We start from the raw sequence: 712 nt of genomic DNA, 5'->3' as shown, positions 1-712 counted from the left end.
GTGATCTCTACCGTAGTCCTGCGTGTGTCTCGCGACAAAGCCGTGTCCGGTTATGTCCGATTCTGCGAGGCGCTGAGAGCGCAGCCGATCGGTCCGGTCCAGAGCGCGCCTTTCCCTGGGAGGGTTCCCTGGGGGAGGGCCTCGCCCGCGTGTTGATGCAGCGCCCGCCCTCAGATTCGTACGGTCGGCGATCATGCGCGGGACCGTGCCGGACTCGGGCGTTGACAGCACGCCAGGGTGCGATGTCACGTCTCCAGAACGGTTGACGATGATCATCGACCGAGAGTTCCCTGGGCACATGACCGCACTCGGCGACGTTCCTCCACCGCTCGCCAAAGGCCGGGCCGTTCGGTGGTTCTCTCGTGTCTTCCTTCCCCTCGGCACCGTGGTGCTCACGCTCCAGATGATCGACAAGCGTGGTGTCGCGATGGGAGTCCTCGTCGCGCTCACCTTCGGAACATTGGCGGCCTTTGCCTGGATTCCTCCCCGGGTCGCCATCCGCTGGTCTTCGCGACACCCTCTGCTGGACGGCTTGTTGTTCACTCCGATCCTGTTCTGCGCGCTGGCCTATCTCACCCCGCTCTCGCTCCTGGTGTGCCTAGGGATCACGGTGATCGGTACCGCCCTCATGCTCGGTGTCGTCGGCTGGCGGCTGGCACGTTCCCGCCGGGCGCCGATGGCGTGACGTGTCACTTTCAGCGGATTTCGGCAG

At 65.0% G+C, this 712-nt stretch carries 1 protein-coding gene; it reads left to right on the top strand.

Annotated features, from left to right (window positions below):
• The first annotated feature begins 298 nt into the window (after positions 1–298).
• Positions 299–685, top strand: coding sequence for a hypothetical protein (locus EJK15_RS69780; RefSeq protein WP_138720991.1), 387 nt, complete (start codon positions 299–301; stop codon positions 683–685).
• Positions 686–712 lie beyond the last annotated feature (27 nt).

This window comes from Nonomuraea basaltis, assembly GCF_005893125.1.
Lineage (GTDB): Bacteria > Actinomycetota > Actinomycetes > Streptosporangiales > Streptosporangiaceae > Nonomuraea > Nonomuraea basaltis.
This window is presented reverse-complemented; position numbering and strand designations above follow the sequence as displayed.

Coding starts and splice junctions, on each gene's coding strand:
- EJK15_RS69780 (WP_138720991.1), top strand. CDS start 299: ATGACCGCACTCGGCGACGTTCCTCCACCGCTCGCCAAAGGCCGGGCC.